Here is a 17,261-nt window from a genome sequence, read left to right on the forward strand (position 1 = left end):
GTCCCCCGTCTCGGCGGGAGGAAGATATCAGTGGCTTACTTGACCATGTCGTCGCCGAGCGTTTCCTTGACGTAATCGACAAGGATCTTCTGGGCGCCGGCAGCATCGGTTTCCTTGCGCAGCAGGGCCTCGGTGGCACGCGCCACGCCTTCGGCGACAGTGCCGAAGCCGGAAGCCTGCTTCAGGAAGGCACCGTTTTCAGCAGCAGCATGGATCGGAACGAGCTCCGTCAGCTTCTGGAATTCCGGATTTTTGGCGGCATCCTTGCTGGCCGGGATATTGCCGATGCGGGCAGCGTAAGAGACCTGCGTTTCGACAGAGCCGATCTCCATCAGCGCCTTCTTGGCAAGTTCCACATTGGCAGACTTAGAGTTGACGGCCCACGGAGCAGCAAGGTTGGCAAGCACGTACTGACCGCCGCTCTGGCCCGGGACCGTCCATGTGCCGACGATCTTGGTCACGTCGGGGATCGGATTCTTGCTCTCACGACCCCAGTCGAAAATGTAGCACCAGGAACCGCAGGTGGTGGCGGCAAGCTTGCCGGCCGGGAACATTTCGTACTTCGGTACAACCCACGGCTCCGGTCCGAGTAGCGGCTGCACCGGCATCAGATCCTTGTCGATCAGCGTCTTGTAAACGTTGAAGACATCCTTCACGCCTTCGCCGTTCAGATCGAGCTTGCCGTCGGCATCGACGAGCTGCGGCGTCTTGGAGCCGACGATCAGGTGCTGGAAGCCTTCATCGAAGGCGCCGCTGCCCCAGGATACACCGGCCGGAAAGAGCAGACCGTAAGAGCCGGTCTTCTGCTTGACTTCGGCTGCGCGGTCGAGCAGCTCCTGCCAGGTCTTCGGCTGTTCCGTCGAGATGCCGGCCTTTTCGAGGACGTCCTTGCGGTAATAGATTTCCTGAATGCCGAGCATGAACGGCATCACATAGGTTTCGCCATCGGGGCTGACAGCGAGCTGCTTGGCGACGTCATAGAGATTGGCGTAGCCGTCCCAGGCCTTGAATTCGCTGGTGATCGGCGCGAGGTAGCCGGCTTCCACCATATCGGCAACGGCGGCCGTCGTCGGAATGGAGAAGAGATCGGGTGCATTACCTGCACCAAGCTCGGTCAACAGCTTGGTGAGATAGTCCTTATCGGGCGCCGGATATTCGACGACCTCGATGGTTACGCCGTATTTTTTCTCGATCCGCTCGACGGTCGACTTCATGGCGTCGATGCCGGCCTGACCGTGATTGGCGATACGGATTGTTTCAGCATGGGCCAGCGTCGAAACAGCGCTGAGCAGGATGGCGCACAGGCCACCGATAACCGTCTTCTTCAACGGAAGTCCTCCCTTTTTTAGAGCAACGGCGCCCTCCAGCACCGGTGAAGAAAATGTACACGCATTCTAGATAGTGACAAGGTGATTTTTAGAACCCTGTTCAATGCAAATTTATACTATTGATTTTATTATATAATTTATAGCTTGCCTCAGGCGTTTCGTTTGTGTAATCGTTTGCACAACAATATCAGGGAGGACTTCGATGTTTCGAAAATTGCGGCTCGGCGTCATCGGCGCCGGCTTGAAAGCGGCTGAATATGCCCATAGCTGGGCGAAGATGCCGGAAATCGAATTCGCGGCCGTGGCCGACACGACGGAATCTTCCCGCAAACGCCTCATTGACGTTTGCACGGCAGCTGGCACGGGTGAGCCGAAGAGCTTCGAGGACTATCGCGACATGCTCGCCCAATGCCGCGATGAGCTCGATATCGTCTACGTCTCCACCCCGCACGCCTTTCATGCGGAGCAGGCGACGGCCGTCGCCGAAGCAGGTCTCGACCTCTTCCTCGAAAAGCCGATGGTGACCACGGTCGCCGAGGCCGAAACGCTGATCGCGGCGCAGAAGAAGAGCGGCGTCACCATCGTCACAGCTTTCCAGGGTGGGCTTTCGCCGCTGGTGCTCGATACGCGCAAGCGGGCGCTGTCAGGTGAATTCGGCGAGCTGATCGCCATATCCGGCATGATCTGGGAAAGCTGGTCTTCCAATTATGACGGCCACTGGAAACAGCAGCCGGACATCTCCGGCGGCGGTTTCATGTTCGATACCGGCGCGCACATGATGAACACCGTCTGCCTGCTCGCCAATTCCGATTTCGACTGCGTCTCCGCCTATATGAACAACCACGGCAAAAAGGTCGATATAGCCACCGCCGTTTCCGCTCGGCTGAAGAATGGCGCGCTCGCAACACTGACGGCCGCCGGCGAAGGCCCTCCCGGCTGCGCCTCCTACATCACCTTCTTCTATTCCAAGGCGATCGTGCGCATCGACGCCTGGGGCGGTTGGCGCGAAATCAGCGTTGGCCGCAACAGCGAACCGCGCGAAGAGGCCGAAATTCTCGGCAATCCCATGAAGAATTTCCTCGCTATCCGCGCCGGAACGATGGAAAATTCCGGCTCCGTTGAAATGGGTCTCAGATTCGCTAGGCTCTGGGATGCAATCAAGGAATCGGCAGCAGCCGACGGTGCACCCGTCAGGATTGCCGGATAGGCGCAGGCGATGAGCGGAACGAACAGGCGGCGGATCACTTCGAAGGAATTGGCGAAACTTGCCGGCGTCTCATCTGCGACGATCTCCCGAGCTTTTTCGCCGGATTCGAGGATCGGCAGCGCGACGCGCGACCGTATCCTCGCCGTTGCTCGCGAATATGGTTACCAGCCGAATGCGATCGCCCGCTCGCTGAACAACCAGCGCTCACGGCTCGTCGCGCTCGTCGTCAATGCAATCGGCAACCCCTGCGAAGCCGAAGAGCAGCAGCTTCTCGTCCACCGCCTGCAAGCCCGCCAGCTCCTGCCCATCCTTCTCTGCTGCGCCGATCATTCGGACCGCCTGCAACTCATGCGGCTCGCCTCGACCTATCAGGTCGATCACGTCGTCATCTTCTCCGACATGGTCTCGATGCAGGATGCCGTTGATATCTTCCACACGACGAGACCCATCATCGTTTCCTTCGAACCACTTGAGAACGAGGATGTATCCAATGTGCGTATTGATGGCTCCGTCGGCGCCGGCGAGATCATCGACAAGATCGTCGGCGACGGCAAACGGCGCTTCGCCTATCTCGCCGGCACCAAGTCGAGCTGGATCGACAAGCTTCGCCGCAAGTGGTTTGCCGACGCGCTCGCCCGGCACGGCCTTGCCTTCGAAGCGGAAGCCTTCGGCGACTATTCCTATGATTCCGGCTTCAAGGAAGCGGTTCTGCTGCTGCACCGGTCCAAGGTCGATGCAATCATCTGCGGTAATGACGTGATGGCGATCGGCGCGCGCGATGCCGCCCGCCGAGTGCTCGGCAAGAATACGCCCGAAGACATCGCTATCGTCGGCCAGGATGGTATTGCCATGGCCGGCTGGGACTGCAACGACCTGACGACACTGAGCCTCGACCATGCCGCCTTCATGGACGCCGTCGTCGAGGTGATCGAGCGCCACGAGGCCGGCGACGAAGGTCCGCACAGCATCACGCTTACCTGCACGCCCCGCTGGGGTTCGACCGCCTGAGGGTCGGTAAAGTCATTCGTTTCGAGGAGGAATACCGATGATCACCCGTTCACGCGCCGCCGCAGCGCGCTGCCTTTCCCCTGCCGCCGGCGGAGAGGCTTGAGATGCGCTCAATCGTTTCCTTGAATGAATCCTGGAGCTTCCACGAAGGCTTCGGTCAGCGCCTGACCGAGACTTTCGATGGCGATCATATGGTCAGTCTGCCGCACACGGCCGTAGAGCTGCCCTTCAATTATTTCGACGAGAAGCGTTATCAGCGCGCCTTCACCTATCAGAAGGTTCTGCGCTGGCTGCCGGAATTCGAGGGCCGCGAAGTTTCCATCGTCTTCGATGGCGCTATGGCCGATAGCGTCGTCTATCTGAACGGTGAAGAGATCATTGCCCACAAGGACGGTTACACGCCCTTCGAGGCTCGTCTCACCGGCAAGCTGCTTAGGGGCGACAACCTGATCACAGTCAAGATCGACGGCAGCGAGAACCCCGCCATCCCGCCTTTCGGCGGTCGTATCGATTATCTCACCTATGCCGGTATCTATCGCGATGTCTGGCTGAAGGTCACCGACAAGGTTTCGATCCGCAATCTCAAGATCGAGACCCACGACGTGTTGTCCGACGTGAAATCGGCAACAGTCCGCGTCGATATCGCCAACCCCCAGAGCCTGACCTATGCGGCGACCGTGACGGCCTCGCTGAAGGATGCAAGCGGCACCGTGCTTGCAAGTGCCGCCGGCGAAACGATCGGTTCCGTGACGACACTCTCCTTCGGCGGACTGACCGGCATCGAACTCTGGGACCTTTCTAACCCGGCGCTTTACGAAATCTCGGTCGATCTCAGGACCGAACACGGTTCTGACAGAACCTCCGCCCATTTCGGCTTCCGTACCGCCAAATTCACGCCGGAAGGCTTCCTCCTCAACGGCGTTCCCGTGAAACTTCGTGGCCTCAACCGCCATCAGGCCTTTCCCTATGTCGGTTATGCCGCCGGCCGCTCTGCCCAGGAGCGCGACGCCGAGATCATGAAGAAAGTCCTGAAATGCAACATCGTGCGCACCTCGCACTATCCTCAGTCGAAATGGTTCCTCGACCAGTGCGACCGGATCGGCCTGCTCGTGTTCGAAGAAATCCCCGGCTGGCAGCATATCGGCGATCTCGACTGGCAGAACGAGTCAATCGAAAACGTCCGCCGTATGATCGAACGCGACTGGAACCATCCGTCGATCGTCATTTGGGGCGTGCGCATCAACGAGTCGCTCGATAGCCACGATTTCTACACCGCAACCAACAGGCTGGCCCACGAGCTCGATTCCACCCGCCAGACCGGCGGCGTTCGTTACCTCACCGAAAGCGAACTGCTGGAAGACGTTTATACGATGAACGACTTTATCCTCGGCAACGAGGAGCTGCCCGGCGCCAACCGCCCACGCACGGCGCTCCGCAGTCAGCAGGAAGTTACCGGCTTGTCCTACAAGGTTCCCTATATCATCACCGAGTTCAACGGCCACATGCATCCGACCAAGATGTATGATGCAGAGCAGCGCCAGGCCGAGCATGTGCGTCGCCATCTGGAAGTGCTGAATGCCGCCTATGGCGATCCAGATATTTCAGGTGCCATCGGCTGGTGCATGTTCGATTACAATACGCATAAGGATTTTGGCTCCGGTGACCGCATCTGCTATCACGGCGTCATGGACATGTTCCGCGAGCCGAAATTCGCAGCCTATGTCTATGCCAGCCAGTGCGACCCTTCCGATGAAATCATCATGAAGCCGGTCACCTTCTGGGCGCGCGGCGAACGCAGCATCGGCGGCGTCTTGCCGCTGATTATCCTCACCAATTGCGACGAGGTGGAGCTGAAATACGGCTCGCTGACGAAGCGCATCGGTCCGGATCGCGAAAATTATCCGCACCTGCCGCATCCGCCGATCGTGCTGGATCATCGCCACTTCACCCAGGACGAACTCGGCCGTTGGGGTCTGGAATGGATCGACGGCGAATTCACCGGCTTCATCAATGGAGAGCCGGTCGCCACACTGACGCTCGCAGCCGATCCCCTGCCAACAACGCTCGAAGTCGCGCCCGACAGTACTACGCTGAAGGCTCGCGAACGTGATACGACCCGCGTCGTCATCCGGGCGCTCGATCAGCGCGGCCAGCGCCTGCCCTTCCTGAACGATGTCGTCACGCTGAAGGTCAACGGCCCGGCCAAGATCATCGGTCCGACGAGTGTTCCGCTGCAAGGCGGCACGGCTGGCTTCTGGCTGGAGGCAACGGGCCTGACGGGCGAAATCACGGTGGAAACGGCGTCCAGCCACTTCACGACCGTTAGCATTTCCGTAGCTGCCGTCTGACGACTTTTACGCGATCCTGAGCTGGCTGGACGGATCGAAGAACACCGCCTTGTCGAGATTGAAGGCCAGGCGCGTATTCTGGCCGGGCATGATACCGGCGTCGGCGCCAAGGCGGGCCACGACCGATTTGCCGCCGAGCTTGGTGACGGCGAAGGTGTCGGAACCGGCCGGTTCCACGACCTCGATGGCACAGTCGCCATGGACGACCGACTTCGCCTTCCGGTCAGCCCCGTCAATATCCGTCAGCGCTTCGGGGCGGATGCCGAAAATTACCTGCTTGCCGGCATAACCGGTCAGGCTGTTATTGCCCGAATTGACTGGCAGCTTCAACGGCTCGCCATTCGGCCGCTCCAGCGATACCTGTAGCCCGCCGGCGCCGTTCTCAACGGTTGCATTGAGCAGGTTCATGGCCGGCGATCCCATGAAATCGGCAACGAAGACATTGGCCGGACTGTTGTAGATCTCTGCCGGCGTGCCGAATTGCTGCAGCACGCCATCCCTCAGGACAGCGATCTTCGTCGCCAGCGTCATCGCCTCGATCTGGTCATGCGTGACGTAAACGATCGTCGTCCCCATGCGTTGGTGCAGGCGCTTGATTTCCGTGCGCATGTCGACGCGCAGCTTCGCATCCAGGTTGGAGAGCGGCTCGTCGAACAGGAAGACCTGCGGATTGCGCACCAGCGCACGACCCATCGCAACGCGCTGACGCTGGCCGCCTGATAATTGTGAGGGCTTGCGATCGAGCAGATGGCCGATCTGCAGCATGTCGGAGACCTGCTTGATCGCCTTTTCGCGCTCCTCCTTCGGCACGCCGCGGATTTCCATGCCGAAAGCGATGTTGCCGGCAACCGTCATGTTCGGATAGAGCGCATAGCTCTGGAACACCATGGCGATATCGCGCTTGGAAGGATGCAGATTATTGATGGCGCGGCCATCGATGCGGATTTCGCCTGATGTGATCGCTTCAAGCCCGGCGATCGTATTCAGCAGCGTTGACTTGCCGCAGCCGGAAGGGCCGACTAGCACAAGGAAGCCACCCTTTTCGAGCTCCAGATCGATCCCCTTGAGAATGTCGACGGCGCCGAAGCGCTTTTTGAGACCGGAGATTTCGAGGAAAGCCATGGATCACCCTTTGACGGCGCCCGCCATTAGACCGCGCACGAAATAGCGGCCGGCGAGGATATAGACGATGAGCGTAGGAACAGCCGCGATCATCGCCGCAGCCATGTTGACATTGTATTCGACCACGCCGGTCGAAGTGTTGACGACATTGTTGAGTGCCACTGTCATAGGCATGGAATCGCCCGTGCCGGCATAGGCCGAGGCAAAAAGGAAATCGTTCCAGATATTGGTGAACTGGTAGATGACCGTCACCACGATGATCGGCAGCGAATTCGGCAGCATGATGCGGCGGAAGATTTGAAAGAAGCTCGCGCCATCGACCTGCGCCGCCTTCACCAGTTCCGTCGGAAAGGCCTCGTAGAAATTGCGGAAGAACAGCGTCGTGAAGCCGAGACCATAGACGACATGCACGAAGACGAGATTGACGGTCGAATTGCCGAAACCGAAGCTCAGCCCCGTGGCATTCTGCAGCGTGGTGCCGAAACGGCCGAGCGCGCCGAGAATGGTTGCCATCGGCAGCAGCACCGACTGGAACGGGATGAAGCAGGCAAAGAGCATCAGCGCGAAAACCAGTGTATGGCCGGGAAACCGCCACTTGGTCAGCACATAGCCATTGAGCGCGCCGAGAATGGTCGAGATGGCAACTGCCGGCACGACCATCTTGATCGAGTTCCAGAAATAGCCCTTGATGCCAGCGCAGGTGAGGCCTACGCAGGCTTCGCCCCAAGCCTTAAACCAAGGATCAAATGTCGGCGCCTGCGGCAAGGCGAGCATATTGCCATTCTGGATCTCGTCCATCGTTTTGAACGAGGTCGTCAGCATGACGAAGAGCGGCATCAGATAGAGAACGGCAAAGATCAGTAGCAGGCCGTAGATGATGATGCGACCGATCCAGCGGCCGCTATTGCCGCCTTGCGAGGTTGTGATCTCGGAAGAAGTAATGCTGCTCATCGCGCCTTCTCCCTCAGTTCGGAATAGAGATAGGGGACGATGATCGCCGAGATGGTCATCAGCATGATGATCGCGCTTGCAGAACCCACAGCCATTTCATTCCGCTTGAATGTGTATTCGTACATGAAGTTGGACGGCAGCCATGCCGAGCCACCCGGCCCACCCGATGTCAGCGCGACCACAAGGTCGTAGGACTTGATCGCCATATGGGCGAGCACGATGAAAGCGGACAGGAAGATCGGCCGCAGCATCGGAATGACGATGCGCCGGTACATCTGGAAGGGCGATGCGCCATCGATCTGCGCCGCCTTCATGATCTCGCCGTCGATACCGCGCAGGCCCGCGAGGAACATTGCCATGACGAAACCGGAGGCCTGCCAGACACCGGCGATGACGACGGTGTAGATGACGAAGTCCTTGTTCTTGATCCAGTCGAAATGGAAGCTCGTCCAACCGAATTGATGCAGCGTCTGCTCGAGCCCGAGGCCCGGATCGAGGAACCACTTCCAGGCGACGCCTGTCACGATGAAAGAGAGCGCCATCGGATAGAGGAAGATCGGCCGCAATATACCTTCACCACGGATCTTCTGGTCGAGAAGGATCGCCAGCAGCAGGCCAAGCCCTAGGCAGATGAAAATATAGAGAAAACCGAATATCCCCATATTGGTGATTGACGTGTACCAGGAGGACGGTGGATCGCTCTCGAAGGTCCAGCGCCAGAGCCGCTCGTAGGCGCGCGTGCCGGTCAGCACATAGGACGGAAAAGTCTTGGAATTTGTGAAGGAGAGATAGGCCGTCCAGACGATGAAGCCATAGACGAAGATCACTGTGATGAGGAAACTTGGCGCCAGGACGATCTTCGGCAGCGCATCCTGCAAGCGGCCGCGAATGGACGTGCGGCTTGAAGACTTCGACGTCAGGACCGGATCCGTGGTCGCAACTGTGGTCATGTGATCATCTCCTCCCCGCATCGCGGGGGCTGCGGCTTTCCCGCAAGAGTGCGGGAAAGCCTTGCTCGATGGGAATTAACGGGCGTCGTTGATGGCCGCGACGAGCTGGGTCACGGCTTCGTCGGAGGTCTTGATCTGACCATGGACGAACTTCGAGATAACGTCCTTATAGGCATTTGCGATAGCCGGCGGAGCACCGTAACCTTGCGCCAGCGAGCCGAACAGCGTGCCGCCTGCGTTGGCAGCCTTCAGGTCGGCGATGCCCTTCTTGCCGCAAGCGTCGAAATCCTTATCCGAAACGTCGGTACGGGCCGGAACCGAACCCTTGACGACGTTGAAGGCGGACTGGAAGCTCTTCGACAGTGTAGCCTTGGCGAGCGCCACCTGAGCGGCCTTGCGGTCGTCAGGCACATTGAACATGCCGAACATGTCCGAGTTGTAAATCACGCTGCCGTCGGTGCCGGGGAAGCGATAGCACAGGAAGTCGGTGTCCGGCTTTTTCTTGGCGGCAACGAATTCACCCTTCGCCCAGTCACCCATGACCTGCACGAGAGCGTCGCCCTTGATGACCATGGCGGTCGCAAGATTCCAGTCGCGGCCCGAGAAGTTCGGATCGACATACTTGATGATCTTGGCGAGGTTATCGAACGACTTCTTCATCGTGTCGGACTTCAGGGAGTCCTCGTCGAGGTCGTTCATGGCCTTCTTGTAGAATTCCGGGCCGCCGGTCGATAACACGATGGAGTCGAACATCGTGGCTTCCTGCCAGTTCTGACCGCCGAGTGCGAGCGGGGTGACGCCGGCTGCCTTTGCCTTGTCGAGCAGCGCGATCAGGTCGTCGAAGGTCTTCGGCTGCTTGCCGCCGATCTTGTCCATGACGGACTTATTGATCCACAGCCAGTTGACGGAGTGAACGTTGACGGGGGCTGCGACCCACTTGCCGTCATAGACGGAAAATTTCTGCAGTGCTGCCGGAACGGCCTTGTCCCAGCCTTCCTTCTTCGCCGTCTCGGTCAGGTCGCCCATGACGCCTGCCTGAGCGTAGTCGAGCACCGTGTAACCGAGCATCTGCGAAGCGGTCGGATAGGTGCCGGCCGCAACCATTGCCTTCAGCGCCGTCATGGCAGCATCACCGCCGCCGCCGGCCACCGGCACGTCCTTCCAAGCAAAACCTTCTTTGGCAAGGTCCTGCTTCAGCACATTGAGCGCTGCGGCTTCACCGCCCGACGTCCACCAGTGAAGCATCTGAACTTCCTTGACGTCGGCCGCATGGGCACTGCCGAAACCAGCCATCATCACGACAGCAAGAGCTGCCGAGCTCAAAAACTTGCGCATGAATATCCTCCCGTTCGTGAGTGGCGGCGAGACCCTCCTCAGCCGCCCCGATGTCTCCCGCCGCAAAGGCGATCAAACACCACACCGCACCTCCCAGTGCGGTTAACAATTTAAAACGTTATAAACGGTGTCGCGTCAAGCCCTTACTCGACTCCCGAGAAAAATATGATTTACTCTATAACGGTTGATTTTGTTGCGATTTCTCAGATTGCCTAAGAAGTTGTAAAAATTTAAATCGTTTGCATTGATCGATTGCATGCCGGTTTCATCGTGTTATGGTAGCCGCGATCCAGCACGGAATGTCCTCAGTGACCGAATCGTCCCAATTGCAACGCGTTGAAAATCCGGATGGCGCGCAAAAACGCGGCAAGCCGACATTACGCACCATCGCAACTTTGACCGGACTTGCGGTAACGACGGTTTCGCGTGCGCTCAGCGACGCGCCGCAAATATCGGTCGAGACTCGGGAACGCGTCCATCGCATCGCCCGAGAGATCGGCTACCTGCCGGACCGTGCCGCTCAGCGCCTGAAGACGGGCCGCACCAATGTCATCAGCATCTTGCTCGATCCGCATCAGGAAGTCGTCGGCTTCGGCACCGCCATCATGTACGGCATCGCCAAGGTGCTGAAGGAAACCTCCTATCACCTCGTTGTCGCCCCGAACTTCCTGTCGACGACGGATCTCGAAGCGGCGGAATATATCGTCCGCAACAATTTCGCCGACGGCCTGATCTTCACACGGACCGAACCATTCGATGCGCGGGTGCGGATGCTGCAGGAAGTGGGATTTCCCTTCGTATCGCATGGCCGTACAGAGTTTTCCACGCCGCATCCTTATGTCGATTATGACAATTATGCCTTTGCCTATGAGGCCACGCGGCGCCTGATCGCCAAGGGCAGGAAGAAAGTCACGGTCGTCATGCCGCCGAGGCGGCTGACCTTCAGCCAGCACATTCTCCATGGCTTCATGACTGCCGTGCGCGAGGCCGGTGTCGCCTACGAAATAACGGAAGCGGTCACACTCGATTCACCGGCCAATGAACTCAGGGATTTCTTCCGCGCACGTGCCGCCGCACCCGATGTTCCCGACGGCTTTGTCTGCCCGGGCGAAGTTTCCGCGCTGGCACTCGTCACCGCCATGAGCGATACTGGCTTCGTCCTGGCCGAGGACTACGATATTGTCGCCAAGGAAACATCACGTCTCCTGACCCACCTGCAGCCGAAGATCGAAACCATTTACGAGGATCTGGTCGAGGCGGGGGAACATCTCGGTCACATGCTTCTTCAGCGTATCAATAATCCGGCGGCGGAAAACCAGGGCCTGCTCCTGCCACCGCAGATCAATTTCCCGGTGACCTAAGCCGCGTCACGACCGTCTATCGGCGTCTCGCGAAACGCGAAGACTTCCACCGGCTCTCCAAGCCCGCGCAACGGGAACATGCCAAGATTATCCATCTCTTCCGTGCAGGTTGCCATCTCGACGAAAGCGCGAGACAGCAGCACTGGCCGCTTGACCTCCTTCGTCAGGCTCTCGAGCCGCGAGGCAACATTGACCGCCGGTCCGATGACCGTGAAATCCAGCCGCCGACGCGAACCGATATTGCCATACATGACGTCGCCGACGTGGACGCCCACGCCGTAACGCAAGGGATCACGCCCCAGACGCTGATGTTGGTCATTCAGCTTCGCCATCGCCGCCTGCCCTTCACGGATCGCCGTCAGCAGATCGTGACAGGCCGAAGGTTTTGTCAGCGGAAAGATGGCAAGCAGGCCATCGCCCATGAATTTCAGGATCTCGCCGCCATTGCGCTCGATCGGATCGGATATAGCGTCGAAATAATCGTTGAGCAGATGGATAACATCATCGCGTGGCCAAAGATCGGAGATCGCCGTAAAGTCGCGCAGGTCGCAAATCATGATTGCCGCGCCGACGGTCGAGCCGCTGCCACGGGTGATGACGCCGGATAGGATTTGCTCGCTCGCATGCGGCCCCACATATGTCTGCAGCAGCGTACGCGCCATGATGTTCTTGAGCCGGATCTCGCTGACGAGAGTGAGAGCCGGCAGCAGATCGCGCAGGAAATCCACGTGTTCGCCGGTAAACCCCCCAGGCCTATTTGTGGCGAACGTAACAACGTGGCGCTTGTCGAACGTATGATCGATCGGCCAGGCGATATATTCGGAATAGCCGTCGTCGCGCAGTTCCTGGTAAAAGGGATAGTCGTCGCCCTCCCACAAATCGTCCAGGTTCTTCCGCACCTCGTTGGCGCCGTTATGGATCTCATTGACCGGGCTGTTGAGGAATTGCGGCGTGGTTTCCACCCCGTAGGCAAAGGTGTTGATCTTTGCCTCTTCCATACCTTCCACCCACAGGATGCGGGCGCCGATCCACTGCGGATGATTGGTGCGAAAATGCAGGCTGGAACGGTTCACCGGTACGCCCGCTGCCAGCAGCCGTTTGCACATCTCCACCAGGATATTGTCGATGAAACGCTCGCTGCGGGTCTCGTTGATCAGCCAATCGAGAATTCGGCGCCTGCGGATTGGCCAGACGCCTTCGGCAGCTTCGCCTGCCGGATCAATCGTTTCGAAAGAGGGCCTCATGAAAAACTCCCGCTACGCGACATTCAACGAACACATCGGGCTGAATGTGGGCGATAGCGGGCCGAATGATAAGAGGCTTCGTAAAGATAAACCTTAGAAATCCCAGTCTTCGTCTTCGGTCGCCACCGCCTTGCCGATGACATAGGACGAGCCGGAACCCGAGAAGAAGTCGTGGTTTTCGTCGGCATTGGGCGAGAGCGCAGACAGGATCGCGGGATTGACCTTACAGGCGTCTGCCGGAAACAGTGCCTCATAGCCAAGGTTCATCAGCGCCTTGTTGGCGTTGTAGTGCAGGAACTTCTTGACGTCTTCAGTCAGCCCGACGCCGTCATAGAGCGCCTCGGTATATTTCGCTTCATTGTCGTAGAGTTCGAGCAGCAAATCGAAAGCGAAATCCTTGATCTCCTGCCGGCCCTCGTCGGAGAGCCGCTCGAGTCCGCGCTGAAACTTGTAGCCGATATAATAGCCGTGCACGGCCTCGTCGCGGATGATGAGGCGGATCATGTCGGCCGTGTTGGTGAGCTTGGCCCGGCTCGACCAGTACATCGGCAGATAGAAGCCGGAATAGAAGAGAAAGCTCTCGAGGAAGACGCTCGCGGCCTTTTTCTTCAGCGGATCGCCCGAAGCGTAGTGCTCCATGATCAGCGTGGCTTTGCGCTGCAGGAACTCATTCTCCTCCGACCAGCGATAGGCATCATCGACATCGGGCGTCAGGCAGAGCGTCGAGAAGATCGAGGAATAGGAGCGCGCATGCACCGCCTCCATGAAGGAGATGTTGGAGAGCACCGCTTCCTCATGCGGGGTCACCGCATCCGCCATCAGTTTGACGGCGCCGACACCATTCTGGATCGTGTCGAGCAACGTCAGCCCGGTGAAAACCCGGATCGTCAATTGCTGGTCCGCCGGCGTCAATGTCGCCCAGGAGGGAATATCGTTCGAAAGCGGCACCTTTTCCGGCAGCCAGAAATTGCCAGTGAGGCGGTTCCAGACTTCGAGATCCTTGTCATCCTCGATGCGGTTCCAGTTGATGGCGCGCACGCGGCTGACCGGCTTGAATTGCATATTCATCATTATCTCCGGTCGGTTAGAGCGTACACGAAACGCAGCCCTGCACCTCGGTGCCGGACAGCGCCATCTGACGAAGGCGGACGTAGTAGATCGTCTTGATGCCCTTCTTCCAGGCATAGATCTGGGCGCGGTTGATATCGCGCGTCGTCGCCGTGTCGCGGAAGAACAGCGTCAGCGACAGGCCCTGGTCGACATGCTGGGTGGCGGCCGCATAGGTATCGATGATCTTTTCCGGCCCAATCTCGTAGGCGTCCTCGTAGTAATCGAGATTGTCATTGGTCATGAACGGCGCCGGATAGTAGACACGGCCGATCTTGCCTTCCTTGCGGATCTCGATCTTCGAGACGATCGGATGGATCGAGGAGGTCGAGTGATTGATGTAAGAGATCGAGCCGGTCGGCGGCACCGCCTGCAGGTTCTGGTTATAGAGACCCGACGCCATGACCGCCTTCTTCAGTTCGAGCCAGTCTCCCTGCGTGGGGATATGGATACCGGCATCGTCGAACAGCGCCAGCACCTTCCCGGTCGCCGGCTTCCAATCCTGCGCGGTATATTTGTCGAAATATTCACCCGAGGCATATTTCGAATTCTCGAAGCCCTTGAAGCTCGCACCGCGCTCGACCGCCAGGCGGTTGGAGGCGCGCAGCGCGTGATAGGTGACCGTGTAGAAATAGATATTGGTGAAATCGACGCCCTCTTCCGAACCGTAATGAATACGCTCGCGGGCGAGATAACCATGCAGGTTCATTTGGCCGAGGCCAATCGCGTGGCTGTCGTCATTGCCCTTCTCGATCGACGGTACCGAGGAGATATGGCTCATATCGGATACGGCCGTCAGCGCGCGGATCGAGGTTTCGATCGTCTTGCCGAAATCTGATGAATCCATCGCCATGGCAATGTTCAGCGAGCCGAGATTGCAGGAAATATCCTTGCCCATCGCCTTGTAGGAAAGGTCGTCGTTGAATTCGCTCGCCTCGCTCACCTGCAGGATTTCCGAGCAGAGATTGCTCATACTGATGCGGCCAGCAATCGGATTTGCCCGGTTCACCGTGTCTTCGAACATGATGTAGGGATAGCCGCTCTCGAACTGGATTTCGGCAATGACCTGGAAGAATTCGCGCGCCTTGATCTTCTTCTTGGTGATGCGGGCATCCGCCACCATCTCGCGATACTTTTCCGTCACCGAAATCTCGGTGAAGGGCACGCCATAGACCCGCTCCACGTCATAGGGCGAAAAGAGGTACATATCCTCGTTGTTCTTGGCGAGCTCAAAGGTGATATCGGGCACGACGACGCCGAGCGACAGCGTCTTGATGCGGATCTTCTCGTCGGCATTTTCGCGCTTGGTATCGAGAAATCGCATGATGTCGGGGTGATGGGCGTTGAGATAGACCGCACCCGCGCCCTGCCGGGCACCGAGCTGGTTGGCATAGGAGAACGAGTCTTCAAGTAGCTTCATGACGGGGATGATGCCGGAGGACTGGTTCTCGATCTGCTTGATCGGCGCACCCGCCTCGCGAATGTTCGTCAAGGACAGCGCCACGCCGCCGCCGCGCTTGGAAAGCTGCAGCGCCGAATTGATGGAGCGGCCGATCGATTCCATATTGTCTTCGACACGCAGCAGAAAGCAGGAGACGAGCTCGCCGCGCTGCTTCTTGCCGGCATTCAGAAAGGTCGGCGTTGCCGGCTGGAAACGGCCGGTGATAATCTCTTCCATCAGATCGCGAGCAAGCTGTTCATTGCCTCTGGCAAGCGCCAACGCCACCATGCAGATGCGGTCTTCGTAGCGCTCGAGATAGCGCTTCCCGTCAAAGGTCTTCAGCGTATAGCTGGTGTAATATTTGAAGGCGCCGAGGAAAGTGGGGAAACGGAACTTCTTGGCATAGGCCTGATCGAACAGGTCGCGGATGAAATTGAAGGAATACTGGTCGAGCACTTCCTGCTCGTAATAGCCTTCCGTGACCAGATAATCGAGCTTCTCCCGGAGGTTATGGAAGAACACCGTGTTCTGGTTCACATGCTGCAGGAAATACTGCTTGGCCGCCATGCGGTCCTTGTCGAGCTGGATCTTGCCCTCGTCGTCATAGAGGTTCAGCATCGCGTTCAGCGCATGATAATCCAGCGCTTCCATTGCCTTTACCGGCTTTGCACTCGCATCCCGCGTCAGATTTGTTCCCGTGTCCAAAATCGTCCCATCCCGTCTTTGACATTGGCGACATCCTCGGCAGTGCCCAGAAGCTCGAACCGATAGAGGTACGGCACCTGACACTTCCGCGAGATCACGTCGCCGGCAAGCCCGTAAGTCTCGCCGAAATTGCTGTTTCCCGCAGCAATCACGCCGCGGATGTTGGAGCGGTTATCCGCATCGTTGAGGAAACGGATCACCTGCTTGGGCACAGCGCCCTTGCCGCCGTCCCCGCAATAGGTGGGCGAGATCAGCACGTAGGGCTCGCGGATTTGGATATTTTCAGCGCCGAGGGGAATGCGCGCCGCGCGCAGTCCCAGTTTCTCGACGAAACGATGGGTATTTTCAGATCGGCTGGAATAATAGACGATCAGGCCCATCGCTCTTCTCCATTCAGGAGAGTGCGCTGATCATGTCGGGACGGAAACCCGCCCAGTGGCTCTCGCCGGCAACGACGACCGGGACTTGCATGTACCCCATGCCGCGCACGCGATCGAGCGCGTCTGCATCCTCGGAAATATCGATGATTTCATAGTCTACGCCCAGACGGTCGAGGGCGCGGTAGGTAGCTGTGCACTGAACGCAGGCAGGCTTGCTGTAAACGGTAACGCTCATCATGTCCCTCGTGATATCAATGGATTACGGACGCAATACTGGGATCGGGCGCCTTGCGGCGTCCGAGGCAACGTTTGATATTGATCTGATAAAGTTGGCGCTTTACACGCCGAACACCCTTCCATGCAGGATCTGCGCGGGCGGCGGTTTTGATGCCCTCGACATGACTTCAACCCCTAAGTGTTCATCGGGCATTCCGGGGCAGCGCTGCAAGCGTGGATTTGATCCGCCTGCATAATACGCGACCTTCCGGACACCCCGCCCGTGGACTTTTTGTTCAAGGCAGGTCTCCTGACTCGCGGGTCGAAGCACCCTGCCCCAGTCTTCCCAAAGCTTCATGCCTCAGTGACCTGAAATCGGACAGTTGCTCGCCGCTTACAGTTGCGGGGGCAGCTCCGGCCTTGTCGCGCCGTCATGGCGAAACGCACCGTATTCCCATCTTAGCCCCTAATCCTTGCGAATCAGGAGAACCTTGAACGCTATATGTAGTAGCCCAATGAGAAGGAACGATCAACGGCTTGTTGTGCCTTCCCTTGCGT

General features: G+C 58.4%; 14 protein-coding genes and 1 riboswitch. Of the genes, 4 read left to right on the top strand and 10 right to left on the bottom strand.

All coding sequences use genetic code 11. The features are described 5' to 3' along the window. Positions 1-35: 35 nt before the first annotated feature. Positions 36-1,328 (bottom strand): extracellular solute-binding protein, encoded by a 1,293-nt coding sequence (locus tag EV281_RS26100; RefSeq protein WP_132657177.1) that lies wholly within the window; start codon positions 1,326-1,328, stop codon positions 36-38. Positions 1,329-1,530: 202 nt separating this feature from the next. Between EV281_RS26100 and EV281_RS26105 the strand changes: the two genes are divergently transcribed. From EV281_RS26105 to EV281_RS26115, 3 genes are all read left to right on the top strand, one after another. Beyond that, positions 1,531-2,535 carry a Gfo/Idh/MocA family oxidoreductase gene (locus EV281_RS26105; protein ID WP_132657178.1) on the top strand — a complete coding sequence of 335 codons (1,005 nt, stop codon included), beginning with the start codon at positions 1,531-1,533 and terminating at the stop codon, positions 2,533-2,535. 9 nt (positions 2,536-2,544) lie between these two features. Further along, the gene (locus EV281_RS26110; protein ID WP_132657180.1) at positions 2,545-3,543 is read left to right on the top strand and encodes a LacI family DNA-binding transcriptional regulator; all 999 of its coding nucleotides are present in this window, start codon (positions 2,545-2,547) and stop codon (positions 3,541-3,543) included. Positions 3,544-3,647: 104 nt separating this feature from the next. After that, positions 3,648-5,891 carry a glycoside hydrolase family 2 TIM barrel-domain containing protein gene (locus tag EV281_RS26115; protein ID WP_132657182.1) on the top strand — a complete coding sequence of 748 codons (2,244 nt, stop codon included), beginning with the start codon at positions 3,648-3,650 and terminating at the stop codon, positions 5,889-5,891. 6 nt (positions 5,892-5,897) lie between these two features. Here the strand turns inward: EV281_RS26115 and EV281_RS26120 are convergent, their stop codons facing one another. From EV281_RS26120 to EV281_RS26135, 4 genes are all read right to left on the bottom strand, one after another. Further along, the gene (locus EV281_RS26120) at positions 5,898-7,013 is read right to left on the bottom strand and encodes an ABC transporter ATP-binding protein (protein ID WP_132657184.1); all 1,116 of its coding nucleotides are present in this window, start codon (positions 7,011-7,013) and stop codon (positions 5,898-5,900) included. Between the two features lie 3 nt (positions 7,014-7,016). Next, on the bottom strand, positions 7,017-7,964 hold the full coding sequence (locus EV281_RS26125; RefSeq protein ID WP_132657186.1) for a carbohydrate ABC transporter permease: 948 nt from the start codon (positions 7,962-7,964) through the stop codon (positions 7,017-7,019). After that, complete coding sequence (locus tag EV281_RS26130) at positions 7,961-8,914, bottom strand: sugar ABC transporter permease (protein WP_132657188.1); 954 nt, start codon at positions 8,912-8,914, stop codon at positions 7,961-7,963. Before EV281_RS26130 ends, EV281_RS26125 begins: the two co-directional genes overlap by 4 nt. A 75-nt stretch (positions 8,915-8,989) precedes the next feature. Continuing rightward, positions 8,990-10,249 (bottom strand): ABC transporter substrate-binding protein, encoded by a 1,260-nt coding sequence (locus tag EV281_RS26135; protein ID WP_132657189.1) that lies wholly within the window; start codon positions 10,247-10,249, stop codon positions 8,990-8,992. Between the two features lie 308 nt (positions 10,250-10,557). Here EV281_RS26135 and EV281_RS26140 point away from each other — a divergent pair, with 308 nt between their 5' ends. Beyond that, a complete protein-coding gene (locus tag EV281_RS26140; RefSeq protein WP_132657190.1) occupies positions 10,558-11,610 on the top strand; it encodes a LacI family transcriptional regulator in 1,053 nt (350 codons plus the stop codon). Here EV281_RS26140 and EV281_RS26145 read toward each other — a convergent pair. From EV281_RS26145 to nrdH, 5 genes are all read right to left on the bottom strand, one after another. Next, the gene (locus tag EV281_RS26145) at positions 11,607-12,854 is read right to left on the bottom strand and encodes an adenylate/guanylate cyclase domain-containing protein (protein WP_132657192.1); all 1,248 of its coding nucleotides are present in this window, start codon (positions 12,852-12,854) and stop codon (positions 11,607-11,609) included. The genes EV281_RS26140 and EV281_RS26145 overlap by 4 nt on opposite strands. A 93-nt stretch (positions 12,855-12,947) precedes the next feature. Further along, on the bottom strand, positions 12,948-13,922 hold the full coding sequence (gene nrdF, locus EV281_RS26150) for a class 1b ribonucleoside-diphosphate reductase subunit beta (RefSeq protein WP_132657253.1): 975 nt from the start codon (positions 13,920-13,922) through the stop codon (positions 12,948-12,950). Positions 13,923-13,938: 16 nt separating this feature from the next. Beyond that, positions 13,939-16,107, bottom strand: coding sequence for a class 1b ribonucleoside-diphosphate reductase subunit alpha (gene nrdE, locus EV281_RS26155; RefSeq protein WP_132657194.1), 2,169 nt, complete (start codon positions 16,105-16,107; stop codon positions 13,939-13,941). Beyond that, positions 16,086-16,487, bottom strand: coding sequence for a class Ib ribonucleoside-diphosphate reductase assembly flavoprotein NrdI (gene nrdI, locus EV281_RS26160; protein WP_132657196.1), 402 nt, complete (start codon positions 16,485-16,487; stop codon positions 16,086-16,088). Before nrdI ends, nrdE begins: the two co-directional genes overlap by 22 nt. A gap of 13 nt (positions 16,488-16,500) precedes the next feature. Beyond that, positions 16,501-16,722 (bottom strand): glutaredoxin-like protein NrdH, encoded by a 222-nt coding sequence (gene nrdH, locus EV281_RS26165; protein ID WP_132657254.1) that lies wholly within the window; start codon positions 16,720-16,722, stop codon positions 16,501-16,503. Between the two features lie 263 nt (positions 16,723-16,985). After that, positions 16,986-17,212, bottom strand: a riboswitch (cobalamin riboswitch). Between the last annotated feature and the right edge of the window lie 49 nt (positions 17,213-17,261).

Origin of the sequence: Rhizobium sp. BK418 (assembly GCF_004341105.1) — a bacterium.
GTDB lineage: Bacteria > Pseudomonadota > Alphaproteobacteria > Rhizobiales > Rhizobiaceae > Rhizobium.